The organism is Sphaerisporangium perillae, assembly GCF_023276435.1.
GTDB classification, from domain to species: domain Bacteria; phylum Actinomycetota; class Actinomycetes; order Streptosporangiales; family Streptosporangiaceae; genus Sphaerisporangium; species Sphaerisporangium perillae.
On the sequence record NZ_JALLPO010000028.1, the window covers coordinates 92,238 to 116,547 of the forward strand.

The 24,310-nt window shown below is 71.8% G+C and carries 20 protein-coding genes and 2 tRNA genes; 11 read left to right on the forward strand and 11 right to left on the reverse strand.

Going from position 1 to position 24,310, the window contains the following annotated elements; translation table 11 throughout:
- Positions 1–30: 30 nt before the first annotated feature.
- Together MYF83_RS26535 and MYF83_RS26540 are read right to left on the reverse strand one after the other, a co-directional pair.
- Entirely contained in the window at positions 31–1,482 is a 1,452-nt protein-coding gene (locus tag MYF83_RS26535; protein ID WP_248963431.1) for an aldehyde dehydrogenase family protein, read from the reverse strand.
- Complete coding sequence (locus MYF83_RS26540) at positions 1,482–2,582, reverse strand: class I adenylate-forming enzyme family protein (protein WP_248963432.1); 1,101 nt, start codon at positions 2,580–2,582, stop codon at positions 1,482–1,484. Before MYF83_RS26540 ends, MYF83_RS26535 begins: the two co-directional genes overlap by 1 nt.
- Positions 2,583–2,864: 282 nt before the next feature.
- Here MYF83_RS26540 and MYF83_RS26545 point away from each other — a divergent pair.
- The 6 genes from MYF83_RS26545 (at position 2,865) to MYF83_RS26570 (ending at position 7,830) form a co-directional block, all read left to right on the forward strand.
- Positions 2,865–2,937 (forward strand) — tRNA-Gly (locus tag MYF83_RS26545).
- Positions 2,938–2,978: 41 nt separating this feature from the next.
- Positions 2,979–3,053, forward strand: a tRNA-Val gene (locus MYF83_RS26550).
- 455 nt (positions 3,054–3,508) lie between these two features.
- The gene (locus tag MYF83_RS26555) at positions 3,509–4,537 is read left to right on the forward strand and encodes an alpha/beta fold hydrolase (protein ID WP_248963433.1); all 1,029 of its coding nucleotides are present in this window, start codon (positions 3,509–3,511) and stop codon (positions 4,535–4,537) included.
- A gap of 22 nt (positions 4,538–4,559) precedes the next feature.
- A complete protein-coding gene (locus MYF83_RS26560; protein WP_248963434.1) occupies positions 4,560–5,282 on the forward strand; it encodes a TetR/AcrR family transcriptional regulator in 723 nt (240 codons plus the stop codon).
- Between the two features lie 2 nt (positions 5,283–5,284).
- The gene (locus tag MYF83_RS26565) at positions 5,285–6,814 is read left to right on the forward strand and encodes an AMP-binding protein (protein ID WP_248963466.1); all 1,530 of its coding nucleotides are present in this window, start codon (positions 5,285–5,287) and stop codon (positions 6,812–6,814) included.
- Positions 6,811–7,830: a 3-oxoacyl-ACP synthase gene (locus tag MYF83_RS26570; RefSeq protein ID WP_248963435.1), complete on the forward strand. Its 1,020-nt coding sequence runs from the start codon at positions 6,811–6,813 to the stop codon at positions 7,828–7,830. Before MYF83_RS26565 ends, MYF83_RS26570 begins: the two co-directional genes overlap by 4 nt.
- 46 nt (positions 7,831–7,876) lie before the next feature.
- On the opposite strand, the gene hutI is transcribed toward MYF83_RS26570, so the two are convergent.
- The 5 genes from hutI to MYF83_RS26595 all read right to left on the reverse strand — a co-directional run bounded on the left by hutI (position 7,877) and on the right by MYF83_RS26595 (position 14,707).
- Positions 7,877–9,061: an imidazolonepropionase gene (hutI, locus tag MYF83_RS26575; RefSeq protein WP_248963436.1), complete on the reverse strand. Its 1,185-nt coding sequence runs from the start codon at positions 9,059–9,061 to the stop codon at positions 7,877–7,879.
- 150 nt (positions 9,062–9,211) lie between these two features.
- Positions 9,212–10,543 (reverse strand): formimidoylglutamate deiminase, encoded by a 1,332-nt coding sequence (locus MYF83_RS26580; protein ID WP_248963437.1) that lies wholly within the window; start codon positions 10,541–10,543, stop codon positions 9,212–9,214.
- Between the two features lie 172 nt (positions 10,544–10,715).
- Complete coding sequence (locus MYF83_RS26585; protein WP_248963467.1) at positions 10,716–11,885, reverse strand: allantoate amidohydrolase; 1,170 nt, start codon at positions 11,883–11,885, stop codon at positions 10,716–10,718.
- Positions 11,886–12,064: 179 nt separating this feature from the next.
- The gene (gene hutU, locus MYF83_RS26590; RefSeq protein ID WP_248963438.1) at positions 12,065–13,735 is read right to left on the reverse strand and encodes a urocanate hydratase; all 1,671 of its coding nucleotides are present in this window, start codon (positions 13,733–13,735) and stop codon (positions 12,065–12,067) included.
- Positions 13,736–13,819: 84 nt separating this feature from the next.
- Positions 13,820–14,707, reverse strand: a complete 888-nt coding sequence (locus tag MYF83_RS26595; RefSeq protein WP_248963439.1) for a MurR/RpiR family transcriptional regulator — start codon at positions 14,705–14,707, stop codon at positions 13,820–13,822.
- A 161-nt stretch (positions 14,708–14,868) separates the two neighbouring features.
- On the opposite strand from MYF83_RS26595, the gene MYF83_RS26600 reads away from it, so the two are divergent.
- Positions 14,869–16,437 carry an aromatic amino acid ammonia-lyase gene (locus tag MYF83_RS26600; protein WP_248963440.1) on the forward strand — a complete coding sequence of 523 codons (1,569 nt, stop codon included), beginning with the start codon at positions 14,869–14,871 and terminating at the stop codon, positions 16,435–16,437.
- Between the two features lie 10 nt (positions 16,438–16,447).
- On the opposite strand, the gene MYF83_RS26605 is transcribed toward MYF83_RS26600, so the two are convergent.
- The 3 genes from MYF83_RS26605 to MYF83_RS26615 form a co-directional block, all read right to left on the reverse strand.
- Positions 16,448–17,542, reverse strand: a complete 1,095-nt coding sequence (locus MYF83_RS26605; protein ID WP_248963441.1) for a LacI family DNA-binding transcriptional regulator — start codon at positions 17,540–17,542, stop codon at positions 16,448–16,450.
- A 12-nt stretch (positions 17,543–17,554) separates the two neighbouring features.
- Positions 17,555–18,466, reverse strand: a complete 912-nt coding sequence (locus MYF83_RS26610) for a PfkB family carbohydrate kinase (RefSeq protein ID WP_248963442.1) — start codon at positions 18,464–18,466, stop codon at positions 17,555–17,557.
- Between the two features lie 111 nt (positions 18,467–18,577).
- Positions 18,578–19,579: an SIS domain-containing protein gene (locus tag MYF83_RS26615; RefSeq protein WP_248963443.1), complete on the reverse strand. Its 1,002-nt coding sequence runs from the start codon at positions 19,577–19,579 to the stop codon at positions 18,578–18,580.
- A gap of 325 nt (positions 19,580–19,904) precedes the next feature.
- On the opposite strand from MYF83_RS26615, the gene MYF83_RS26620 reads away from it, so the two are divergent.
- From MYF83_RS26620 to MYF83_RS26635, 4 genes are read left to right on the forward strand one after another with little or no spacing between them, the layout of a single operon-like run.
- A complete protein-coding gene (locus MYF83_RS26620; protein WP_248963444.1) occupies positions 19,905–21,230 on the forward strand; it encodes an ABC transporter substrate-binding protein in 1,326 nt (441 codons plus the stop codon).
- Between the two features lie 27 nt (positions 21,231–21,257).
- A complete protein-coding gene (locus MYF83_RS26625; RefSeq protein ID WP_248963445.1) occupies positions 21,258–22,145 on the forward strand; it encodes a carbohydrate ABC transporter permease in 888 nt (295 codons plus the stop codon).
- Positions 22,139–22,975: a carbohydrate ABC transporter permease gene (locus tag MYF83_RS26630; RefSeq protein ID WP_248963446.1), complete on the forward strand. Its 837-nt coding sequence runs from the start codon at positions 22,139–22,141 to the stop codon at positions 22,973–22,975. The genes MYF83_RS26625 and MYF83_RS26630 overlap by 7 nt, the downstream gene beginning before the upstream one ends.
- Before the next feature lie 31 nt (positions 22,976–23,006).
- Entirely contained in the window at positions 23,007–23,459 is a 453-nt protein-coding gene (locus MYF83_RS26635) for a sugar phosphate isomerase/epimerase family protein (protein ID WP_248963447.1), read from the forward strand.
- 23 nt (positions 23,460–23,482) lie between these two features.
- Here MYF83_RS26635 and MYF83_RS26640 read toward each other — a convergent pair whose 3' ends face one another.
- Positions 23,483–24,307, reverse strand: a complete 825-nt coding sequence (locus tag MYF83_RS26640) for a M55 family metallopeptidase (protein WP_248963448.1) — start codon at positions 24,305–24,307, stop codon at positions 23,483–23,485.
- Positions 24,308–24,310: the final 3 nt, after the last annotated feature.

The following is a 24,310-nucleotide window of genomic DNA, read 5'->3' on the forward strand; positions in this document are numbered from 1 at the left end:
CCCGGCGTGATCGCCGTCAGCGGGTGATCGTCAACGTGTGATCGGCCCCACGGCGTCGGGGTAGAGATCTCCGGCCTGGTCCCCGTCTCCCTCGCGACCGGACCCGCGCCCGTCCCGGATCATCGCCTTGGAGCGCATGAGGAAGTCCGCGAGGTAGCTGTCGTGCGGAATGCCCGGCCGCATCCAGTAGGTCGGGGTGTCCCCCAGGTAGACGTTGCTGATCGTGGGTTCGTTGACCAGCCCGTCGATCAGCGCCTCGTCACGGGTGATCGCGGTCACGACGAGGCTGTTCTTCAGCGGCTCGACACCGTCGTCCCGCGACCAGGGCGCCACCCAGACGCAGGGGAAGCCCAGTTCGATGGCGGTCTGCGGCGCGTCCGGACGGTCCACCTGGAACACCGCCGGCCGCAGGACCGCGCTGCCGTCGCCCAGATCGTCGACGATGCCGTCGCCGCCGAGCCGGGCCGTCGTGCCGCGCGCGTGATCCAGCAGGAACCTCTCCATGACCTCCGCCTTGTCCAGAGGCTGCACGGGCAGCACGGCCTCGGCGTCCTCGGGCGGCAGGCTCGGGATCGCGGACAGCCGCTCGGCGATGGCCTCGGCCACCGGGGTGGGGTCGCCCTCGACGAACACCGCGGTGGTGTTGACGCAGGCCATCCCGCCGTAGTGGCTGACGGAGTCGACGATGGTGTTCACGTGCGAGGACCAATCGTCGTCACCGGACAGCAGGATCTTGGAGCGTCCCGGGCCCTGCGGCAGCACCCGCGCGTCCTGGCTGTACTTCCGCATCACGCTGTCGCCGCCGTACACCATCGCCAGGTCCGCGTCGCGGATGATCTCGTCGGCCACGGCGTGGTCGGTGGGCAGGAACACCACCTGGTCCGCGCCGAAGTCGGCCTCGCGCAGCGCGGTCACCAGCCGGTGCGGGGTGAGCGGCTCCCGCTGGGAGGGACGGACGGCGACGCGGTACCCGAGCGCCAGGACCTCCAGCCACAGCGCATGCACCTCCGGCTCGTTGCCAGGGGCGAGCACGGCGAACACGTCACCGCGCCGGGTCCAGACCGCGTGACCGTGCTCGGTCGCGGGATCGTGCCAGTCGCTGACCGCTCCTTCCGGACGGGCGCGCTGCGTCCCCCGGAAGGCCTCCCGGGCGGCTCGCTCGATGGACCTGGTCGCGGCGCGCACCACCGAGATCGGCATCCCCGCGACCCGGCTCACCGCGTGCTGGTAGTCCTCGACGGACAGCCCGTTGATGGTCTCGTTGGCGAACGCGCGCCCGGCCCGCTCCAGGGCGGCGGCGCGCTCCTCTGGCGGCATGACCCGCGCCTTGTGCAGTGCGGCCACGCTGCGCTCGACGTACAGCTTCGGCACCAGGCTGAGCTCGGCGACGGGCACGCCGCTGACGTCGGTGACGGTCCGCCGGTTGGCGGTCCGGTAGGGCCCCTTCGGCCCGAGGGCGTCGAGTTGGATGAGCTCACTCATCAGTAGACCCCCTCGATGACGGTCTCGTTGTCGAACACCGGGACCGGGCTGACGTCGGCGACCGAGTCGCCCATGGTTCCCGGCAGGGGCTTGATCCGGGTCGCGAGGTCCCGTTCGAGGTTGTTCGGCAGCAGCATGTTCTTGCTGACATGGTTCATCACGACCTGCCCCCGCTCGCCGTAGGCCACCTCCACGCCGGTCTCCGGATCGACGACCGCGAAGGAGATGTAGGGCGAGAACGGGTCGAAGACCCACGGGTCGCCGTCGGTCAGGCCGGGGCGCTCGACCGTGCCGCCCATGACCATGGTGCTGGCGTACGTGCCGCGCAGGTCGACGTCCGGGAACACCTCGGTGCGCAGCAGGTGCCGGGTGTCGGCGTCCATGTGGGCGCCCGCCCAGAACAGCACCCGGACCTTCCGGTTGATCAGCTCGACGAGCCGGTCCCTGCGCGCGATGCGCTCGAGCAGCGGCGGCGTGGTGATCATGATCCCGATGTCCTGGGTCTCCAGCAGGAAGGCGCTCTGGTCGATCAGGTGCTCGGCGTAGCGGTCGGCCTCGTCGATCCGGCCGTCGCGGATGCACTTCTTGACCCAGCGCGGGTCCAGGTCGACGGCGAACTTCACGCCTCCGCGCAGCCGCGACTCCCAGGAGGCAAGCGCGCCGAACAGGTGCGGCCCGCTCGGCCCGAGCGAGAGCCAGTTGACGTCTCGCGGGTCGCCCCGGGAGTCCATGTCGCGCATGGTGAACGCCATCAGGCGGTCCATCCAGTCCTTGAGCATGATCACGCGCTTGGGGGGCCCGGTGGTGCCACCGCTCTCGAACACGCCGGCGACCTCGGGGTGCGGTCCGTAGCCCTTGGGGATGAGATCCTCCACGCGCACGTCCCGCAGGTCGTCGACCACGTTGGGGAACATCCGCAGATCGGCGAAGCTGTGCACGTCCTGGCACGGATCGAAGTCCAGGGTCTTGGCGCGCTCCAGCCAGAACGGCGAGCCGGTCTCCGGGTCGAAGTGCCACTGCATGGCCGCCTCGATCAGCTCCCGAGGGTCCGGGGTCTGATCCACCGGGCAGTCGAGGACCGGATCTGCGTGGTTTGACATGCCGCCTCCCCCCGTTGGCAACGCTTTCACGCTATCACCGCAGGTCATGACCACCTTGGGCTGCGCGGTAATCTTCGTCGCGCAAGGAGAATCCTGGGCGGTGGTTCACCGCCGGGCTCCGTTCCGGTGGAGCGCCTCAGTCGGGCGGCCGGCAAGACCCCGGTGGGCGGCTCCGAGAAGGCGAGGTTTCCGCTCGCGTCTTCGGGTCCCGGAGGGATCTCGCACGCCCGGGATCCGGTAAGGTGAGATACGCGTCATCGAGGCAGCGCCTCAGGTGATCACGCGGACGTGGCTCAGCTGGTAGAGCATCACCTTGCCAAGGTGAGGGTCGCGGGTTCGAATCCCGTCGTCCGCTCTGATTTCTCGTCGAGGCCTCCCCCTTGGGGTGCTCATCGAGGGCGATTAGCTCAGTGGGAGAGCGCTACCTTGACACGGTAGAGGCCACTGGTTCAATCCCAGTATCGCCCACCACGCTCCACAGCACGCCAGTTCTGACCTGGTCAAACAGGAGCCAAAGCCCCAGCTCCGGCCTTGATCGTGAGTCTGGGGCTTCTTGTCGCTTCGGGTCATTCGCCGTCTTTGTCAGCACCGGTGCTGACGTTGTGCTGACCTCTGTCACGAGTCATCCGGATGCAGTCGCGGCCCGTAGCACGGCCCTCTCGGCAGGGGACATGCCCCATGCAGCTGCGCGTCGCCTACGAGCTGAGCCGCCGGCAGGACGAGCCGATCAGGACCGGCCCGTCCCCGGTGCCGTCGGCCGGCGCGGGCGAGTGAGGGCGATCAGGCTCCCCCGGCTGCCCCATCCGCTGAAACGGGCCTTGATCCGCCGTGTTCGCCGGCGCCGCCGTGGTTTGCCATCGCTCTTTTATGAGAGGTGATTCATGTGTTAATTTGACGGCCACGATCCGGTTCTGCAAGGGATGGCGATGAACGCAGCCCGCTCTCGCACGGTGCGCACCGCGCGCCTGGCGACCCACATCCGAGAGGCGGGCGACGGCGTCCCGATCCTCTTCGTCCACGGCAACCTGTCCGACGGCTCCGTCTGGGACGAACAGCTCTCCTTGCTGCCCTCCGGCTTCCGAGGCATCGCCCCCGACCTGCGGGGCTTCGGCGCCGCCGAGGCGGCGCCCGTGGACGCCACCCGGGGCGTCGGCGACTTCCGCGACGACCTGGTCGCACTGCTGGACGCGCTGGGCCTGGACGCCGTCCATCTGGTCGGCCACTCCCTGGGCGGCGGCATCGTCCTCGATTTCGCCGTCCACCACCCCGGCCGGGTGCTCACGCTCACGCCGGTGGCGCCCGTCCCGCCGTACGGCTATGGCGGGACCCGGCGCGACGGCACGCCCTGCGCCCCCGACTACGCGGGCTCCGGCGGCGGCACCGCCAACCCCGAACTGGTGAGGCTCATCGCCGAGGGCGACGAGTCCGACGGCAGCCCGCTGTCCCCCCGCAACGTCGTGCGCACCCTCTACTTCCCCGGCCCCGAGGCGGTCCGCGACGAGGAGGCCCTGCTCAAGGGCATCTTGGCCGCACGGGTCGGCGACGACAACTACCCGGGGACCTCCCTGCCCTCACCCAACTGGCCGGGCGTGGCGCCCGGGAGCCGCGGCGTGCTCAACGCGATATCGCCGAAGTACTTCCACTGGAGCTCCCTGCCCGGCTCCGGCTGCCGCGCGCCGGTCCTTTGGGTGTACGGCGACCTCGACGCCATCGTCTCCGACACCTCGATGACCGACCTCGGCCACCTCGGGGCGAGCGGGTACGTCCCGGGCTGGCCCGGCGCGGAGGCGTTCCCCGCACAGCCGATGGTGCAGCAGACCAGGGACGTCCTCGACCGGTACGGCGACTACACCGAGCACCTCATGAAAGGCACCGGGCACTTCCCGTACACCCAGCGGCCCGAGGAGTTCGCCGCGCTCCTGCACGCCCACCTGTCGCGGGTGCCCACGGCCTGACCACGTGATCGGGGGAAGACGCATGCAGGCATGGCAGGTCGAGGACGAGCCGCCGCCCACCAGCACCCGGGGGCGGCCGCTCTCCCCGAAGGGTGAGCGCACCCGGCGCCGGCTGCTCGACGCGGCGGAGGAGGTGTTCGCCGGGCTGGGCTACCACGAGGCCTCCATCGTCAAGATCACTGAAGCGGCCGGCTGCTCGCAGGGGACGTTCTACATCTACTTCGAGGGCAAGCAGCAGATCTTCGACGAGCTGGTGACCGACCTCAACCGGCGGGTCCGCCGGGCGATGTCGGACGGCGCGCGCCAGGGGCGGAGCCGGGCCGAGGCCGAGAGGCTGGGCTTCAAGGGGTTCTTCCGCTTCACCGCCGAGCACCCGGCGCTGTACCGGATCATCCGGCAGGCCGAGTTCGCCTCCCCCGGCATGCTCCAGCGGCACTACCGGACGATCGCCGACGGCTACATCGGCGGGCTGCGCGCGGCGATGGCCGCGGGCGAGATCGCGGAAGCCGACCCCGAGGTGCTGGCCTGGGCCCTGATGGGCGTCGGCGAGCTGGTCGGGATGCGGTGGATCCTGTGGCAGGACGCTCCCGGCACGGTGCCCGACCAGGTCTTCGAGGAGATGTACGCCTTCGTCCTGCGCGGCCTCGGTGCCGCCGCCTCTCCGTCTGACGGCGTGCCTCCGGCGGCGGGTGCGTCTCGGTCGGCGGGTGCGGAGGCACGCGAACGTGACCGGGAGGGCCGGTGACGATGGCGCTGGGCCGGTGGCCGCGCGACAGGGCACGCGCCACGCCCCGCCGCACGGCGATCGTCTTCGACGGCGCCGAGACCTCCTACGCGACGCTGGACGCCCGGTCGGAGCGGCTGGCGGCGGCGCTGCTCGCCGGCGGGCTGCGGCCCGGCGACCGGGTGGCCACCCTGACCGGCAACCGCCCGGAGCACGTGGAGGTGTTCTTCGCCTGCGCCAAGGCCGGGCTGATCCTCACCCCGGTCAACGTGCGGCTGACCGCGCCGGAGGTCGCCTACCAGCTCTCCGACGCCGAGCCGTCGATCCTGCTGGCCTCGCCCGAGTTGCTGCCGCTGGCGGAGCAGGCCCGCGTCGTGTCCGGGCACGCGTGCCCGATCGTGGAGCTCACGCGGCAGGGCCTCGACTCGCTGGGCACGCGGGCGCCACTGGCCGGTGACCCGGCCGCGAGGCCGGACGGTCTTCCCGGGGACCCGCCGGACGACGCCGGGCTGCTGCTCGTCTACACCTCCGGCACCACCGGGCGGCCGAAGGGCGCCCTGCTGACCCACGCCAACTGCTTCTGGACCAATCTGTCCCTCGACCGCGGCTGCGAGCTTCGCGAGGACGACGTGGTGCTCCAGGTGCTCCCCCAGTTCCACGTCGGCGGGTGGAACGTCCAGCCGCTGCTCGCCTGGTGGAAGGGCGCGACCGTGGTGCTGGAGGCGTCCTTCGACGCCGGGCGGGCGCTGCGCCTGATCGCCGAGCGGGGCGTGACCACCATGATGGGGGTCCCGGCGACCTACCTGTTCATGGCGACGCACCCCGCCTTCGCCTCGGCCGACCTGTCCGGCCTGCGGCGCGTCGTCGTGGGCGGGGCTCCCATGCCGGAGCCGCTGCTGCGCGTCTGGCTGGACAGGGGCGTGTCCATCGTGCAGGGCTACGGGCTGACCGAGGCCGCGCCGAACGTGCTGTGCCTGCCCGCGGAGGAGGTCGCCGGCCGGGTCGGCTGGGCCGGCACTCCCTATCCCCACGTCGACGTGGCGCTGCGCGACGCCGCCACCGGCCGGCTGCTCGACGGCCCGGCGGCTGGGGAACTGCTCGTGCGGGGGCCGAACGTGTTCGCCGGATACTGGCACGACCCGGCGGCGACGGCGGCGGTCATGGCCGACGGCTGGCTGCGCACCGGAGACGTCGCCGAGCGCGACGCGAGCGGCTTCTACCGCATCCGCGACCGGGCCAAGGACATGTACGTCTCCGGTGGAGAGAACGTCTATCCCGCCGAGGTGGAGTCCGTGCTGCAAGGGCATCCGGACGTCGCCGAGGCGGCGGTAGTCGGGGTGCCGGACGACCGCTGGGGCGAGGTGGGGTGCGCGTTCGTCGTGCCGGCGCCCGGGGCCGCGCCCGCCGTCGACGACCTGGTCGCCTACTGCCGGGGCATGCTCGCCGGCTTCAAGGTGCCGAGGCACGTCAGGCTGGTCGGCCGGCTGCCCCGCTCGGCGGTCGGCAAGCTGCTGAAGAACGAACTGCGCGGCACGTGGGAGGCGGGCGGGTGACCCGGGTGCGGCTGGCCGCGACGGCGTCGTACCTTCCCGAGCGGTGGATGGGCGCGGCCGAGATCTCCGCGCTGTCGGGCATCCCCGAACAGGTGCTCGCCGGCAAGTTCGGGCTGCGCGGCAAGCACATCGCCGCCCCGGGCGAGCACGTCAGCGACATGGCGGCCACGGTGGCGCGGAGGCTGCTGGCCGAGCGCGGCATGGAGCCGAGCGAGGTCGACGCGCTGGTGTACTTCGGCTCAACGTGGAAGGACTACGAGGTGTGGCACGCCGCGCCGCGCGTCGCCCACCTGACCGGCTGCGACCGGGCGGCCGTCCTGGAGCTGTCCTACGTTTCCTGCGGATCGCCGGTGGCCGTGCGGGTGTGCCGCGACCTGCTGCGGGCCGAGGACGAGCTGCGCACGGTGCTGGCCGTGGCCGCGTCCCGCGAGTCGTCCCTGATCGACTACGGCAACCCGAGGACCCGGTTCGCCTACGACTTCGGGGACGGCGCGGTGGCGGCGCTGTTCGTCAAGGAGACCGGGGACGGCGGGCGGGTCGCCCGGGAGGTGCTGGGCTGCCACATGATCACGGACGGGTCGTTCTCGCGCGACGTGATGGTCCCGGCGGGCGGCAGCGCCGAACCGGCCAGCCACGACACCGTGCGCGCCCGGCGGCACCTGCTGGACGTCCCCGACCCCGCCGGGATGAAGGAACGGCTGGACCCGGTCACGCTGCCGAACTTCCTCGCGGCGGCGGACGGGGCGCTGCGGCGCTCGGGCGCCCGCCGGCGCGACGTGTCGTACCTGTGCGGCATCCACGTCAAGCGCTCGCTGCACGACGCCTTGGTCAAAGAGCTCGGCCTGCCCGCCGACCGGGCGATGTACCTCGACGACACCGGGCACATGAGCGGCGTAGATCCGCTGTTCGCCCTGGACCGGGCGGACCGGGCGGGGCTGCTCGCCCCCGGCGACCTCGTCCTGCTCCTCGCGGCGGGCACCGGCTACACCTGGGCCGCGAGCGTCATCCGCTGGTGACCCGCCCCCGGCCGCGCCCTCCCCGTTCCTCCGGGGCCGGCCCCCGTCATCCGGCCGGTACGACCGGCTGGCCCCCCTTCCAGACTCCGGCGATGAGGGGGACGCCGGGGCGGTAGGACAGGTGGACGTGCGAGGGGGCGTCCAGCAGGACGATGTCGGCGCGGGCGCCGGGCGCCAGGTGGCCGACATCGCTCCGGCGCAGCGCTCGCGCGCCGCCCATGGTGGCCGCCCACACCGCCTCGCCGGGGGTCATCCGCATGTCGCGCACGGCGAGGGCGACGCAGAAGGGGATGCTGGTCGTGTAGCTGGACCCGGGGTTGCAGTCGGCGGCGAGCGCCACCGTGGCCCCGGCGTCGATCAGGCGGCGCGCGTCCGGGTAGGGCGAGCGCGTGGAGAACTCCGCGCCGGGCAGGAGCGTCGCCACCGTGTCGCCGCCGGCCAGCGCCTCCACGTCGGCGTCGCTCAGATGCGTCAGGTGGTCGGCGGAGGCCGCCCCCAGCTCGACCGCGACCCGCACACCGGGACCTTGCTCGAGCTGCCCGGCATGGACCCTCGGCACCAGGCCTCGCTCCTTGCCGGCCGAGAGGATCGCCCGGGTCTGGTCGCCGTCGAAGGCGCCCCGGTCGCAGAAGACGTCGATCCACCTGGCGTGCGGCGCGCACGCGTCGAGCATCGCGCCGGCGACCAGGTCCACGTAGGCGTCCGGGTCGCCGGCGAACTCCGGCGGCACCACATGGGCGCCGAGGTAGGTCACCTCGCCGGTCTGCTCGGCGGCCAGCCGCAGGCTCCGCGCCTCGTCCTCCACCGTCAGGCCGTACCCGGACTTGCACTCGATGGTGGTCGTGCCCGAGCGGAGCGCCTCGCCGACCAGGCGCCGCACGTTGGCGCGCAGCGCCTCGTCGGTCGCCGCGCGGGTGGCCGCCACCGTGGTGCGGATGCCGCCGGCGCTGTAGGGGAGGCCGGACATCCGGGCCTCGAACTCCGCCGTGCGGTCGCCGGCGAACACCAGGTGCGCGTGGCTGTCCACGAACCCCGGGATGACCGCCCGGCCTCCGGCGTCGAACCGCTCCCGCGCCGCCCCCTCGGGGACCCGCGACCGCGGGCCCGCCCAGGCCACGCGCCCGTCCTCGACGACCAGCGCGGCGTCCTCGACCAGCCCGAGCGGGCCCCGCCCGACCGCCGGGTCGTTGGTGACCAGCGACCCGATGCCGTCGATGAGAAGAGAACTCACGCCCACCCTGCCTCCCGCGCCCATTCCGAACCTCATGATCTTCTCCCCCGCCGCCTCAGCCGCGTCACCTGCCGCACAACGGCGCCGGCCTCACCGCACCACCCCCGCCGGCCCGGCGCCGGAAGGACACATACCGGCGGAGAGGTGGTGTCAGGTCAGGTCGGCGATGGCGGTGGCGAGGGTGGTGGGGACGTCGCCGACCGCCAGGTGGCGGCCGGCGGTGACGATGCGCCGGCCGGCCACGATCACCTCGCGGACGTCGGCCGCCGTGGCGGCGAACACCAGCGTCTCCACCAGGCAGTCCGCCGCCCAGCCCGCCGTCCGCACGGAGTCGAGGGCGATCGTGACCAGGTCCGCCGAGGCTCCCGCCTCGATGCGGCCCGCCTCGGGCCAGCCGAGCGAGGCGTGCCCGCCGCTCGTGGCCGCGCGCAACAGGTCGGCGGCGAGCCAGTGTCCCCGCCGCCGGGTGGCCAGGCGCTCGTCCAGCTCGACGCCGCGCGCCTCCTCCAGCAGGTCGACGACGGCGTTGCTGTCGCTGCCGAGGGAGATGGGCGAGCCGGCGTCCGCCAGTGCCCGCGCCGGGCCGATGCCGTCGGCGAGGTCGCGTTCGGTGGTCGGGCACATGCAGACGCCCGTGCCGGACTCCCCGAGCAGCGCGATGTCCCCCGGGGTGAGGTGCGTCGCGTGCACCGCCGTGGAGAGCGCGCCGAGCGCGCCGCCATCGGCCAGCAGCTCCGCCGGGGTCCGGCCGTAGGCGGACAGGCACGCCTCGTTCTCGGCGACCTGCTCGGACAGGTGGAAGTGCAGCGGCACGCCCCCCTCACGCGCCCAGCCGCTCACCACGCCGATCTCCTCGGGCGGCACGGCGCGCACCGAGTGGATCGCCGCGCCGACGCGGGCGTGCGGGCCGGCCTTGAGGCCCGAGACCCGTTCCGACCAGGTGGTCGCGTCCCCGTCGGTGAAGCGGAGCTGCGGCCCCTCCGGCGGCATGCCGAAGCCGCCGCGCAGGTAGCAGGTGTCCAGCAGCGTGATGCGGATGCCGGCGTCGTCCGCGGCGGCGATCAGTGCCTCTCCCATCGCGTTCGGCGAGGCGTAGGGGCGTCCCCCGGTGTCGTGGTGGACGTAGTGGAACTCGCCGACGCAGGTGATCCCGGCGAGTGCCATCTCCGCGTAGACCGCCCTGGCCAGGGCGTGGTACCCGTCGGGGGTGAGGCGGGCGGCGACGCGGTACATCTGCTCGCGCCAGGTCCAGAAGGTGCCGCGCCCGCGCTGGGTGCGCCCGCGCAGCGCCCGGTGGAAGGCGTGCGAGTGGGCGTTGGCGAGCCCGGGAACGGTGACCCCGCGCAGGTGGACGGCGCCGGGCGGCGGCCCGGCGACCCCCTGGCGTACGGCCGCGACCCGCCCGCCGGCGACCTCGATGGCGACGCCGGCGACCGTGGCCTCGCCGCCCAGCCACGCGTGATCGGCGTAGAAGACGCTCATGGGTACACGCCCTCCCACGCGACGCTCCCGCCCGGCCACACCCGGCCGGCGGGGCGGACGCTCCCACCTGGCGACACCTGGCCGGCAGGGTGGACGCTCCCACCTGGCCACACCTGGCCGGCAGGATGGACGTTCCCATCTTGCCGCGTCGGGCGGGCGGGGCGGAGAGGGCTCACCCGCATGCGAGATCCTCCAGTGCGGCGGTCAGGGCGAGGATTCCGGCGACGCAGTCCGCGGGCTCGGCGTGCTCGGCCGGGCTGTGGCTGGTCCCGGTCGGGTTACGGACGAACAGCATCGCGCTCGGCACGTACGCCGACAGGATGCCCGCGTCGTGGCCCGCTCCCGTGGGCAGGGCCGGTACCCCGCCGAGGGTGGCGGCGACGCGGTCGCGCAGCTCGCCGCCGAACTCCACGACCGGAGTCCAGGACTCCTCCACCACCTCGACCCGCACCCCGTGCCCGGCACCCGCCGCCTCGGCGGCGCCGGTGATCTCCTCCACCATCTTGCGCACCGTCGCCGAGTCGGGAGCGCGCCCGTCGAGCCAGGCGTCGACCCTGGAGGCGATCGCGTTGGTCCCGTTCGGGTCGACCAGGACCTTGCCGAACGTCGCCACCGCGCCGAGCCGCTCGGCGGCCTGCCTGGTGGCGAGCACCGCGGAGGCGAACGGCAGCATGGGGTCGCGCCGGTCGGCCAGGAGCGTGGTGCCGGCGTGGTTGCCCTCGCCGTGGAAGGTGCAGCGCCACCGGCCGTGCGGCCAGATCGCGCTCGCCACCCCGACCGGCGCGTCCAGGCCGGCGAGCCCGCGCCCCTGCTCGATGTGCAGCTCCACGAAGGCGCCGATGCGGGCGAGAGCCTCCTCGTCCCGGCCGAGCGCCCCGGGGTCGGCGCCGGCGGCGCGCATGGCCTCGGCCAGCGTCACCCCGTCGGCGTCGCGCAGCGCGCGGGCGGCGTCCGGGGCGAGGACCCCGGCGAGCAGGCGGCTGCCGACGCAGGCGACGCCGAAGCGGGCGCCCTCCTCGTCGGCGAAGTTCACCACGGCGATGGGACGCTCCGGCACGACGCCCCGCTCGCGCAGCAGGTCGACGGCGAGGAACGCCGAGACCACGCCGAGCGGGCCGTCGAAGGCCCCGCCGCCGGGGACGCTGTCCAGGTGGCTGCCGGTGACGACCGCCCCGGGCCCGGGGGTTCCCCACCAGGCCCACAGGTTGCCGTTGCGGTCCTGCTCGCAGTCCATGCCGCGCGCCTCGGCCTGCTCCCGGAACCACGTGCGCAGCGCGAGGTCCACCGGCGTCCACGCGAACCGCCGGTACCCTCGGGCGCCCTCGTCGCCGACTCGGGACAGAGCACTCCAGGTCTGCTCGAAACGGTCGAGAAGCGCGCCTCCGCCGACCCGATCATTCGTGAGTGGACCCTCGCGAAACAGGCCGTCCTTCAGAGGATCATCGGAAACCGGGCCGTCCTGGAAAGGATCAAGGGGAACAGGGCCGTCCCGATCGGGGTGCTTCCCCGGGCCGGGCCTGGTCACCGCGCTTCCCCCTCCGCCATCGGGATCCGCACGCCGCGCTCCCCGGCGATCTCGGCCGCCTTCTCGTACCCGGCGTCGACGTGCCGGATGACGCCCATACCGGGATCGTTGGTCAGCACCCGCTCCAGTTTCTGCGCCGCGAGGGCCGTGCCGTCGGCGACGGCCACCTGGCCCGCGTGGATCGAGCGGCCGATGCCGACCCCGCCGCCGTGGTGGATCGACACCCAGGACGCGCCCGAGGCGACGTTGACCATCGCGTTGAGCAGCGGCCAGTCGGCGATGGCGTCGGAGCCGTCGAGCATCCCCTCGGTCTCGCGGTACGGCGAGGCGACCGACCCGCAGTCGAGGTGGTCGCGGCCGATGACCACCGGGGCGCGCAGTTCCCCGGAGGCGACCATCTCGTTGAACCGGAGGCCCGCCTTGTCCCGCTCGCCGTACCCCAGCCAGCAGATCCGTGCGGGCAGCCCCTGGAAGGCGACCCGCTCCCCGGCGAGCTTGATCCAGCGGGCCAGCGACTCGTTCTCGGGGAACAGCTCGAGGATGGCCTTGTCGGTGGCGGCGATGTCCCGCGGGTCGCCCGACAGCGCGGCCCAGCGGAACGGCCCCTTGCCCTCGCAGAACAGCGGCCGGATGTAGGCGGGGACGAAGCCGGGGAAGTCGAACGCCCGCGCGTACCCGGCCAGCTTGGCCTCGCCTCGGATGGAGTTGCCGTAGTCGAAGACCTCGGCGCCCCGGTCCATGAAGCCGACCATCGCCTCGACGTGCCTGGCCATCGACTCGCGGGCGCGCAGCGTGAAGGCCGCCGGATCCTTGGCCGCCTGCTCGCGCATGTCCTCGAACGCCATGCCGAGCGGCAGGTACGCCAGCGGGTCGTGGGCGGAGGTCTGGTCGGTGACGATGTCGATCGGCGCGTCCATGGCGAGCATCCGCGGCAGCACCTCGGCCGCGTTGCCGAGCAGGCCGATCGACAGCGGGCGGCGCGCGTCGCGGGCCTCGGTGGCCAGGCGCAGTGCCTCCTCCAGGCTGCCCGCCTCGACGTCCAGGTAGCGGTGCTCGATGCGGCGGGCGATGCGCGAGGGGTCGCAGTCGACGCAGATCGCGACCCCGCCGTTCATCGTGACGGCGAGCGGCTGGGCGCCGCCCATCCCGCCGAGGCCGGCGGTGAGCGTGATCGTCCCGGCCAGCGTGCCGCCGAACCGCTTGGCGGCCACGGCGGAGAAGGTCTCGTAGGTGCCCTGCAGGATGCCCTGCGTGCCGATGTAGATCCACGAGCCGGCCGTCATCTGGCCGTACATGGTCAGGCCCAGCGCCTCCAGGCGGCGGAACTCCTCCCAGTTGGCCCAGTCGCCGACGAGGTTCGAGTTGGCGAGCAGCACGCGGGGCGCCCACTCGTGGGTGCGCATGACGCCGACCGGGCGGCCGGACTGGACGAGCAGCGTCTCGTCCTGCTTCAGCCCCTGGAGTGTGCGGGCGATCGCGTCGAACGACGGCCAGTCGCGCGCCGCCTTGCCCGTGCCGCCGTACACGACCAGCTCGTCGGGGTGTTCGGCCACCTCCGGGTCGAGGTTGTTGTGCAGCATCCGGAAGGCGGCCTCTTGCTGCCAGCCCTGGCAGGAGAGGTCCGTGCCCCGGGGAGAGCGGATCACCCGCCGCGCGCCGTCACTCATCGCTCGTCTTCTCCTTGTCCTTGCTCGGCCTGTACGTTCTCGGTCCCGGCCGTACGCCGGCCGGGACGCCTGGTCGCCCGGCGGTCAGTCGGGCAGGAACAGCCGGCGTTCCGCGGCGCTGTTCTCGAACTCCTCGATGGACGCCTGTTCCCTGGTGGGCAGCGCCTCCAACATCGCGTGGACCAGCGCGGCGCACAGCACGCTGGGCGCGGCCTGTGAGTCGAAGGCGAACTGCGAGCTGACCGGCGCCTCCAGCACCACGTCGGCGTGCTCGGCCAGCGCGCCGACCGAGTGGTCGGTGACCAGCGCGACCCGCAGGCCCGCCCGCCTGGCCCACACGAGCCCGTCGCGCAGTTCGCGCGGGTAGCGAGGCAGGCCGAAAGCGAGCGCCCACGCGGCCCCGGCGTCGGCGGCCCTGCTCAGCCGGTCCTCCATGGCCGACCCCGGCGCGTCGATGACCCGGACGTCGGGGTGCGCCTTGGCGGCCAGGTAGCCGAACAGGTGCGCGAGCGGCGCCGAGACCCGCAGCCCGATGACCGGGAGCGGCCGGGACGCCGCCAGGGCGGCGGCGACCTCCAGCAGCCGGCCGGGGTCGGCGAGGCCGTCCCGCAACAGTTCCAGGTTACGCAGCTCGGAGTCGATCATCGCCTGGACGGCGTTGAGCTCGGTGGGTTCGGCGGCGGCGTCCTGGCCGTCGCGCAGGGCGGCGCGCAGATGGTCGCGGAACTCCGGGAAGCCGGTGAAGCCGAGAGCGAAGGCGAAGCGCGTCACCGAGGGCTGGCTGATGCCGACCGCCTCGGCGATGTCGTTGCCGGTGAGGAAGACCGCCTCCGCCGGGCGTTCCAGCAGGTAGCGCGCGATCCGCCGCTGCGAGGGCGACAGCCGGTGCCCCTCGATGATCTTCCTGAGCCGTGCCGCGACCCGCGAGGCGTCCTCGGCCGCCACGGCCGCCGCGTTCGCCGGCTGGCTCATCCGTCCCCACCTCTCCGTCCGCCGCGGCTCGGAGCGGCACTTAGCCGACTTACACCCCTTGCCGCGAATGCATACTTTCATGCACGATTGTCGACGCATGTCGGCGCGTCAAGGGGGTAGCCGGAAAATTCAGGTAATGTGCCAGCTGAGGGGCTCTTTTGATGGCTTTACGGACGATCATCCTGGACGGGACCCGAACCCGTCCGGCCGACATCACGGACATCGCACGCGCCGATGCCCCGGTCACCCTTGCCCCCGAAGGACTCGACCGCGCCGCCGCCTCCTACAAGGCCGCCGCCGAGATCGCGCGCCGCAGGCCCGTCTACGGCCGCACCACCGGGGTCGGCGCCAACCGCACCGAGGACGTCACCTCGGCCGACGGCGACACCCACGGGCTCCGGCTGCTGCGCAGCCACGCCGGCGGCATCGGCCCGCTCGTCCCCGCCGACCAGACGCGCGCCATGATGGCCGTCCGCGCCAACCAGATCCTCGCCGGCGGCGCAGGGCTGCAACCCGCCTTCGCCGAGGCCCTCGCCCATGCCCTCGACACCGGGCACCTGCCCGAGGTCCACGAGATCGGCGCGATCGGCACCGGGGACCTGACCGCCCTGGCCGAGACCGGCCTCACCCTCATCGGCGAACGCCCCTGGACCACCGGCGGCGGCAGGCGACCCGCCCCGATCAGGCCGGACACGGGCGACCGGAAAGCGCCCCCCGAACCCGTCGCCCCGCAGACCGGCAGCCGAGAGGCGCCGCCCGAACCGATCACGTTGGAGACCGGCGACGCGCTCGCCTTCTGCAGCAGCAGCGCCCTGACGATCGGCCAGGCGGCGCTCGCCTGGTCGGAGATCACCACTCTGCTGCGCGCCACCCAGGTGATCGCCGCCCTGTCCCTGCTGGCCGTCGACGGCGGCACCGAGCCGTACGACGAGCAGGTGCACGCCGGGCGCCCCCACCCCGGCGGCCTCGCGGTGGCCGCCGAGATGCGCCGCCTCCTCGGCGAACGCCTTCCCGCGCCCATCTCCCAGCAGGCCATGCCGGCCATCACGACCCGGATCCAGGACCCCTTCGGCTACCGGTGCTTCCCCCAGGTGCACGGCCCGGCCGTCGAGGCCGCGCAGGCGCTCGAACGCGTCCTCGACATCGAGATCAACGCGGCGGCGGAGAACCCGCTGATCGCCGCCGCCGACGGCACCGTCCACCACCACGGGGGTTTCCACCAGGCGCCGCTCGGGCTCGCCCTCGACCACCTGCGGCTGGCGCTCCTGCACACCGCGCAACTGTCCACCGCCCGGCTGGGCACCCTGGTGGAGCCCGCGTTCACCGGCCTGCGCCCCTTCCTCGCCGAGGGACCCGCCGGCAGCTCGGGCGTGATGATCCTGGAGTACGCCGCGAACTCCGCGCTGGCCGGGCTACGCAACGCGGCCCACCCGGCCGCGCTCGGCCACGCCGTCCTGTCCCGCGGCGTCGAGGAGCACGCGAGCTTCGCCTCCCAGTCGGCGCGCCAGACCCTGCAGGCGGCCGGGTCCTACCGCCTGGTGGTGGCCTGCGAGCTGGTGGCGGCCGTACGAGCGCTGCGCCAGCGGACCCTTCCCCCCGACCTCACCGCTCCCGTGGGCGCGGCCTTCGCGCAGGCCGCCGCCCGGCTCGAGCGCGGCGACGAGGACCGCCCCCTGACCGCCGACGTCGAAACCGCCACCACCCTCCTCGACGCCCTCGCCGCCATCTGAGGCGAGGGGCTCAGGAGCGCGGCGGCGGGGCGACGGAGGAGCGCACGATGAGGCGCGAGCGGAGCACGTGGGTCTCCCTTGCGGGCCCGGCCCCTTCGAGCGTGTCGAGGAGCACCTGTGCCGCCTTCGCGCCGAGTTGGTGCACGGGCTGTTCGATCATCGTCAGCGGCGGTTCCATGACCGCCGCCCACGCGCTGTCGTCGAAACCGATCAGTGCGACGTCGCGGGGGTAGGACAGCCCCGCGGCACGCAGGGCCCGCAGGGAACCGGTCACCCCGTCGGTCTCGGTGCAGAACAGCGCGGTCATGCGGTCAGGGAGGGCGAGCATGCGGGCGACGTCCTCGGTCACCCGCTCCTCGGTCTTGCGCCCGACCATCACCAGCTCGGGGTCGAAGGGGATGCGCGCGTCGTCGAGCGCGTCCAGGTACCCGCGCAGGCGCTCTCCGTCCGTCCACAGGTTGCGGGACGCCTCCGCCAGCAGCCCGCGCCGGGTCGCGGGCGACTCCGGCATGGGAGGTCCCCACACGAACCCGATGCGGCGGTGCCCGGCCGCGATGAGCGTCTCGACCGCCCCGCGCGCCGCGTCGCGGTTGTCGATGACGACCGTGTCCAGATCGAGCGACGCGACCGCGCGGTCGACGAGCACCACGGGGATGCCCCGGTCCGTGGCCCCTTTGATGTGGGCGACCTCGCGGCGGTCCACCGCGGCCGAGGCGATGATCACGCCGTCGACGCGTTTGTCGATGAGCACGTTCGTCGCCGCGACCTCCTCGTCGAGGTCCTCGTACGTGCTCAGCACGATCGTGTCGAAGCCGCGGGCCCGGGAGGTGTCGGAGATCCCGCGCACCACGCCGGCGAAGAACGGATTCGCGATGTCGGCGACGATCACGCCGAGCGTGTGGCTGACACCTGTCGACATGCTGCGCGCGAGCGCGTTCGCGCGGTAGCCGAGCTTCTCGGCCGCCGCGAGCACCCGCTCGCGCAGCTCGGGGCTGACGTACCCATACCCGCCCAGCGTGCGCGCCGCGGTCGCGCGGCCGACACCGGCCTCGGCGGCCACCTCGGAGATCGTCGGTGGTCCCGCCTGGCCCCGGTCAGCTGGCATGGATCGCGTTCCTCATTTCTCGGGTCGGAAGATTGGCCTCATGCTAACCACGGCCGGCTGCGGGGCGGGCCTGCCGTGGCGGAACGCGCCTTCGACGAAGCACTGCCGGTAGGCCGACTCCGCGCCCTTACGCAGCGCGCGCTCGAGAATGCGGCATCGCGGGCGGGCGTCCGCGGACCAGCCGCCGCGCAGCAGCGCGACCGCGAACCCGGCGAGGAACGCGTCACCGCACCCCATCGTGTCGATGATGTCGCGCGGGTCCTCCACGGGGCGCGCCGGGTTCGCCACGGTGACGCGGCCGTCGTGCACGATCGCGCCTTCCACGCCCCGGGTGCCGACCGCGAGCCGCGCGCCGCGCCGCACGACCTCGGACAGGACCGCGCGGGTGGCGGCCTCGTCGAGGTGAGAACACGACAGCAGCACCAGGTCGGCGTACGGGCAGACGCGGTCGAGGTAGGAGGGGGTGCGGAACTCGTCCTCGCTGGAGAGGTCGAAGCTCACCAGCGTGGCGAGCCGGGCCAGCTTCGGCAGTTCGCTCTCGCTGCGGGAGTACACGCTGGAGTGGACGAGGTCGAACGACGACACGTACCGGAGCAGTTCGTCGTCGAGCGCCAGCGGCGCGCGCACCGTGACCCCTCCGCCGTTCCAGCCGAGGAAGCGGCGGTCGCCATCGTCGACCCGCAGGTAGGAGATGCCGGTCTCTCCGGCTCGGACGGCACAGCGGTCGACGGCGACCTGCTGGGCGGCGATCGAGCCGGCCAGGAAGCGACCGAGCTCGTCGTCGCCGAAGACTCCCAAGTAGGCCGCTTCGAGGCCGAGGCGGCGGGCGTAGACGGCGACGTTCACGCTGTTGCCGCCGGGATAGTCGACGCCGCGGTCGACGAACCGGTCGACGATGTTGTCGCCGAAGCCGAGGACTCTCATGAATTCTCCCGTGCGCGGGCCGCGTGCGCCGGTGGGGCACCGGCGCACGCGGACGGACGTCTCGTTCGTACGCCCCGCCCGTGCGTTCCGGCGGGCGGGGGCGTCGCCGGCTCAGTACTCCATGACGCGGTAGTAGCGGCGCAGGTCGAGGGAGTGGTCGCGCACCCGCTCCAGGTGCTTGCTGACGCGGCTCATCACGGTGTCGAGGACGAGCGGCGCGAGCAGGCCGCGGAATTCCGGGCTGATGCCCTCAAGGGGGTACTCGCGCGTGTCGAAGACGGTGACGTCCTTCGAGACGCGTCTGGCGAAGACCTCGGCCCGATCGGTCAGGGAGCGCGTCTCGTCCTCACCTTGGAAGATGATCACACTCGTGTTCTCTTCCAGCAGTTCGAGCGAACCGTGGAAGAACTCGGCGCTGTGCACTCTGGTGGTGCGCAGCCACTGCATCTCCTCCAGAATGCACATCGAGTACAGGTAGGTGAAGCCCCACAGGTTCCCGCCGCCGATGAGGAAGTGGTAGTCGGTGTCCTTGTGCGCCTCGGCGAAGGCGGCCGCCACCGGCTCGGCCTGCCGGGCCACGTCGAGCATGATCTTCGGGATCCCGGCGAACTCACCGGCGAACTTCTCGTAGCCGCCGAACTCTCCGCGCCGCGCGAGCAGCCGGCCCATGAAGAGCAGCATTTGCATGTCGAAAGGCCAGGTCTTGGGTTCTGAGATGAGAGCGACGTCGACGTTGAGGGCTACGGGCGACTCGGGGTGGCCGGTGAAGCCGATCGTGTAGGCGCCTTTGGACTTGCAGTGGTCGATGGCGCGGATGCTGTCGTCGGTCGTGCCGGAGACCGAGGTGAAGATCGCGACCGAGCGTCCGCCGAGGGTGGCGTCGCCCGAGGCCACCAGCTCCGCCGCGATCACGGCGCGCACATCGAGGGTGGAGCCGCGCCGGGCCAGGTGCTCGTACGGCCACATCTGGGCGTACGTGCCACCGGCGCCGACCAGGAGGAGGTTGTCGAACCCCTCGTCCACGAGCCGATCGACGAGTTCCTCTATCTGAGGGCGCAACGCCACCGCGCTCGCCATCTGCGAGAGGAATTCCGGCTCGTTGAATCCGAGCATCTTCGCGTCCTTTCGGGAATGCCTGCGACCGGGCGCCGCGCTTTGCGGTCTGATACCGGTATCACGCGGGAGTCACGCTGGCACAGGAGTCGCGCGGCGTCAACATCGCGAGCAGTGCTGCAGATGTCTGCCTGCAGGTTCTGCAGCCCTGCGGGCGCCGCGGCATCCCGCCGGCGGGGGACGATAAAATTTTCCGCTTTGGGTCTGGTACCGGTATCAGAGTCTCTGTACAGTCGGCCCACACCAATCGGGTCACGTCACAGCGGCCCACGGCGGATCGAGGTGCCCCGGCACCGGCGGTCTCCTCCCGAGAGAAAGGAAGCCCATGCGCCCTCGCGCACTGACGACGTTCGCGGTCATCGCCGGGACCTCGGTGCTCACCCTCGCCGGCTGCACCGGCGGCACGCCGGCCGCGAAGGCCCCGGCGGCCGACCTCACCGCCGCACCGGACTACTCGGGCACCTTGAGCATTCTCACCAAGTTCGCCGGTGAACCTCTCGAGCCCTACTTCCAGAAGCTCGCCGCCGAATACCGGCAGGCGCATCCCGGGGTGAAGGTCGAGCTCATCCAGGAGACCGACCAGAGCATCAAGGACAAGACCAAGACCCTGACGGCCTCGAACGCCCTGCCCGACATCTACTTCACCTGGACCGGCAACTGGGCGGAGAACTTCGTCCGCGGCGGCCGCGCGGCCGACCTCACCAAGGTGATCGGACCCGGCACCGACTGGGGCAAGACCTTCAGCCAGGGGTCGCTGTCCGCCTTCGCCTACGACGGCAAGTACTACGGGATCCCGCTGTACAACAACGGCAAGTTCATGGGCTATGACAAGGCCGCCTTCGCCAAGGCCGGGATCAAGGTGCCCAGCAGCTTCGAGGAGCTGATCGGCGGCTGCGGCGCGCTGCGCAAGGCGGGGTACGAGCCGATCGCCTTCGGCAACAAGGACGGCTGGCCCGCCCTGCACTATCTGCAGCAGCTCTTCGCCTACAACGTGCCGAGCGCCACCCTGCAGGCCGACTTCAAGCCTGCTACGGCCAAGCTCGACGACCCGGGCTACCTCACCGCGCTCAAGCAGTTCAAGACGCTGGTCGACACCTGCACCGACACCAAGACCGGCACCAACGGCGTGCTCTACACCTCCGCGCAGGAGGCGTTCGCCGACGGCAAGGCGGCGATGTACTACCAGGAGGTCCTCGAGTTCGACAACGCCACCGCCGGCCACAGGCTCTCCGAAGAGGACTTCGGCATCTTCCCGCTGCCGGTCCCGCAGGGCGGCGCGGGCGCCCCCGAGGTGCTCGAAGGTGCGCCGGAGGGGTACCTGGTCAACGCGGCCTCACCGCGTGCGGCGCTCGCCATCGACTTCATGAAGTTCGTGACGGACACGAAGAACGCCAAGACGCTCTCCGCACCTCCATACGGCCAGCCCAGCACGGTCATCGGCGCCGTCACCCCGGAGACCTCCAGCAAGGCCGTGTACGAGGGCATCGGCCTGGTCAACCGGGCACCGCGGCTGGCCGCCTGGCTCGACACCGTGACCGTGCCCGAGGTCGCCGATGCGTGGCTGGCCGGCGGCGAGGCGCTGATCACCGGTGGCAAGACGCCCGAGCAGGTGCTGGACAGCGTGCGCCAGGCCTCGGCGTCGGCCAAGTGACCCGCTCGGCGTAAGGAGAGCATGCCGGTGCGCACCATTTCCAAACGGGCACTCGGGCTCGCGTGGGTCATGCCCGCCCTCGTGCTCGTCGGGGTGTTCGTCTACTTCCCGCTCGTGGAGAACCTCGGGTTCAGCACCCTCAAGTGGGACATCTACAGCGGAAGCCAGGAGTACGTCGGGCTCGAGAACTACCGCGACCTCATCGACGACCCGGTCTTCTGGTCGTCCTTCGGCAACAACGTGCTGTACGCGGTGGTCTCGATCGCCTTCCAGGTGTTCGGTGCGCTCGTGCTGGCCGCTCTCGTGGAGAGCATTCGCAGCGAGCGGTGGCAGCGCAGGCTCCGGGCGATCTACTTCATCCCTTCCGCGATCTCGATGACCGTCGCCGGCCTGCTCTTCTATTTCATCTACGAGCCCAACCTGGGCCCGCTCAACCACGTGCTGCAGGCGGTGGGGCTCGGACGGTTCGACCATTCCTGGCTCGGCCAGGAGACCACGGCCATGCCGGCGATCATCGCGATGAGCCAGTGGCAGGGCTTCGGGTACTCCACCCTGCTGTTCGCGGTGGCGGTCCAGCGCATCCCCTCGGAGATCTACCACGCGGCGGCTCTCGACGGCACCGGGCCGATCCGCCGCTTCCTCCACGTGACGGTCCCTCTGGTGCGCGAGATGACCGGGCTGATGATGATGGTCACCATCTCGGGCGCGTTTCAGGTCTTCAACGAGGTGATGGTGATGACCAGCGGCGGGCCCGACAACTCGAGCCAGGTGCTCGGCACCTGGCTGTACCGCAGCGGTTTCGTCCGCAACAACTTCGGCTACGCCGCCGCGATCGCGACAGTGCTCTTCGTGATCACGCTCGGCATCGCCATGGCGCAGCTGTGGGTCACCCGCAGGAGAAGGGTGGAATGGTGAGCCGCCTCGGCTTCCTCGGCGTGATCGCACGGGTGTTCGTGTGGGTCTTCCTCCTCGGCCTCGCGGTGGTCGTGCTCTACCCGCTGCTGTGGATGGTGCTCAACGGGTTCAAGACCAACGCCCAGCTCTTCGGCGACCCGTTCGCCTTGCCCGTCGACTGGAGCTTCGAGAACTACCAGAAGGCGTGGAACCGCGGGGTGAGCAACTACCTCACCACCAGCGTGCTGGTCACGGTGACCTCGACGATCGCCACCGTGTTCGTCAGCGCCTGGGCCGCCTACGGCCTCACCCGCGTCGACATCCCGTTCAACAAGCTGATCACCGGGACCATCCTCGGCGGGCTCATGCTCGCCCCCACCGTGGCACTCGTACCCCTGGTGAAGATGTTCCAGGCGATGGGCCTGTACAACAGCTTCTGGGCGCTGCTCATCCTGTACACCGCCTTCCGCGTCCCCTTCACCACCTTCCTCATCCGCGCCTACATGCTCGACCTGCCGCGTGAGGTCGACGAGGCCGCCGAGGTGGACGGCTGCGGCCGCTGGACGGCGTTCTGGCAGATCATCCTGCCGATGTGCAAGCCGATCATCACCTCGACGGTCCTGCTGCACATCCTGTTCGCCTGGAACGAGTACCTCTTCGCGATGGTCTTCACCAGCGGCAGCGGCGTGCAGACCCTTCCGGTGGGCCTGACCAGCCTGATGAGCAAGCACGGCACCGAGTTCCCGGTGGTCTTCGCCGGCATGGTGATCGCGGCCGTCCCGGTGGTGCTGCTGTTCTTCTTCGGCCAGCGGTACATCGTCAAGGGCTTGGCCGACGGCATCGGAAAATAGGCATAGAGCACCACACACGACAGGAGCCTCGATGCCCCTCCCCGTCCAGCGCATCACCGGCTCGAACTTCGCCTACCAGCATCTGCCGTTCGAGCGGTTCCTCGACGACGCCGCCGACCTCGGCCGCGAGCGGCTGGAGCTGTGGGGCATCGCAGCCCACCTCCACATCCCCCAGGTCGGCGACGCCGAGGCGCGCGTCGTCCGCCGCCGTGCCGAGACGCACGGACTCGTCGACGACTACTTCGACGCGCTCGGCGGCCGCGTCCGCCACGTGCATCTCATCGACGGCAGCCCCGCTGGCCACCTCGCCTGGGACGACGGGGAGCTGCCGCCGGCCGACTACCTCGCCGCCCTGGACCGCCGGGGATACGACGGGCACCTGACCTTCGAGCTCTTCGGCGACGGCACCTACGCCTTCGAGCCCCGCCCGGCGGTGGAACGCTGCCTGGCCCCCGTGCGGTCCGCACTCGCCCCTCACGTGTAGGAGCCGCCCGGGCGCGGCGATCTTCACTCCACGAGGCCTCGGCACAGCAGTACGACAGTGATGAACGTCTGATAGATCCGCAGGGGGTCGTCGCCGGTGATGCTCGCCGACAGGTCGCCGGTTCGCTCGACTCCGGCGATCCGGCAGGCCAGCTCGCAGTGGTCACTGCTGCGGAAGGAGATGGCCAAGGTGGCGGGCAGGCTGACGGCCGCCTGCCTCGCGCCGGGCAGGTCCTCGATGGCCGACCGCGCCCGCTCCCGGATCAGATCCCTGGCGTCCGCCGGGTGCAGCGACTCGGCGGCGAACCGGCTGACGGACTTCTTGACCACCGCGGTCTTGATCCCGGGACAGAACCGCTCGGTCTCCTCGGCGGTCGTGGCGTCGCCGGTGACCAGCACGATCGGCACCCGGTACGCGGCGGCCACAAGCGCGTTTATGCCGGCCTCGCCCGCGACGACGCCGTTGAGGGTGACCTCGGCGAACGCCATCGGGAAGTAGGTGTGCGACAGCACCGAGCCCCTGCTGCCCATCGACCCGTGGTAGGACACCAGGAAGATCGCGTCGAAGCTCGCGTCGAGCCCCTGCATCATGTACATCGGCTTGTACCGGCCGGACAGGTAGCCGGCCCGCCCGGCGAGGGCGTCCGGTCTGAGGTTGGCCATCTTCGAGTGCGAGTCGTTGACCAGGAACTCGGTGGCGCCGGCCTGCGCGGCGCCTTCTATGGCGGCGTTGATCTCGCCGGTCAGCAGCTCGGTGTAGTAGGCATACTGGGATCCGCCGGCGCGGCACTGATCCCAGTCCACGACACCGGCGGTGCCCTCCATGTCGGACGAGATGAAGATCTTCATGGC

Excerpts from the sequence above, each read along its gene's own strand:
- MYF83_RS26605 (WP_248963441.1), bottom strand. The coding sequence starts at position 17,542 with ATGCCAGCTGACCGGGGCCAGGCGGGACCACCGACGATCTCCGAGGTG.
- MYF83_RS26610 (WP_248963442.1), bottom strand. The coding sequence starts at position 18,466 with ATGAGAGTCCTCGGCTTCGGCGACAACATCGTCGACCGGTTCGTCGAC.
- MYF83_RS26630 (WP_248963446.1), top strand. The coding sequence starts at position 22,139 with ATGGTGAGCCGCCTCGGCTTCCTCGGCGTGATCGCACGGGTGTTCGTG.
- MYF83_RS26600 (WP_248963440.1), top strand. The coding sequence starts at position 14,869 with ATGGCTTTACGGACGATCATCCTGGACGGGACCCGAACCCGTCCGGCC.
- MYF83_RS26560 (WP_248963434.1), top strand. The coding sequence starts at position 4,560 with ATGCAGGCATGGCAGGTCGAGGACGAGCCGCCGCCCACCAGCACCCGG.
- MYF83_RS26540 (WP_248963432.1), bottom strand. The coding sequence starts at position 2,582 with ATGTCAAACCACGCAGATCCGGTCCTCGACTGCCCGGTGGATCAGACC.
- MYF83_RS26535 (WP_248963431.1), bottom strand. The coding sequence starts at position 1,482 with ATGAGTGAGCTCATCCAACTCGACGCCCTCGGGCCGAAGGGGCCCTAC.
- MYF83_RS26620 (WP_248963444.1), top strand. The coding sequence starts at position 19,905 with ATGCGCCCTCGCGCACTGACGACGTTCGCGGTCATCGCCGGGACCTCG.
- MYF83_RS26615 (WP_248963443.1), bottom strand. The coding sequence starts at position 19,579 with ATGCTCGGATTCAACGAGCCGGAATTCCTCTCGCAGATGGCGAGCGCG.
- hutU (WP_248963438.1), bottom strand. The coding sequence starts at position 13,735 with ATGAGTGACGGCGCGCGGCGGGTGATCCGCTCTCCCCGGGGCACGGAC.
- MYF83_RS26640 (WP_248963448.1), bottom strand. The coding sequence starts at position 24,307 with ATGAAGATCTTCATCTCGTCCGACATGGAGGGCACCGCCGGTGTCGTG.
- MYF83_RS26635 (WP_248963447.1), top strand. The coding sequence starts at position 23,007 with ATGCCCCTCCCCGTCCAGCGCATCACCGGCTCGAACTTCGCCTACCAG.
- MYF83_RS26555 (WP_248963433.1), top strand. The coding sequence starts at position 3,509 with ATGAACGCAGCCCGCTCTCGCACGGTGCGCACCGCGCGCCTGGCGACC.
- MYF83_RS26565 (WP_248963466.1), top strand. The coding sequence starts at position 5,285 with ATGGCGCTGGGCCGGTGGCCGCGCGACAGGGCACGCGCCACGCCCCGC.
- MYF83_RS26580 (WP_248963437.1), bottom strand. The coding sequence starts at position 10,543 with ATGAGCGTCTTCTACGCCGATCACGCGTGGCTGGGCGGCGAGGCCACG.
- MYF83_RS26595 (WP_248963439.1), bottom strand. The coding sequence starts at position 14,707 with ATGAGCCAGCCGGCGAACGCGGCGGCCGTGGCGGCCGAGGACGCCTCG.